1 pseudogene is annotated in these 261 nt (G+C 67.4%); it reads right to left on the bottom strand.

Features of this window, described 5'->3' with window-relative positions:
* A pseudogene (locus SB679_RS24925) lies at positions 1 to 261 on the bottom strand (C4-dicarboxylate ABC transporter); the annotation flags it as partial.

Here is a 261-nt window from a genome sequence, read left to right on the forward strand (position 1 = left end):
TCGCAAGCGCCACCACCAGCACGCCGCCGAAACTTGTCAGCAGCGGAAAGTCGAGCAGCTGGCCAAGCCGCAGCGTGGTGACCGCATAGACGCCGATCGGAAAGGTGAAGGCCCACCAGCCGAGATTGAACGGCAGCCCATCGCGCGCATGGCTGACCGTCGTCGCGATGGCGATCGCCAGCCACCAGAGCCCGTAACCCCAGAGCAGAACGGCGCCGAGCAGGCTAGCGCCAGCCATCGCCGTCGCCAGTTCGCCGAGCC

Source organism: Chryseobacterium sp. SIMBA_029, from assembly GCF_046535275.1.
GTDB lineage: Bacteria > Bacteroidota > Bacteroidia > Flavobacteriales > Weeksellaceae > Chryseobacterium.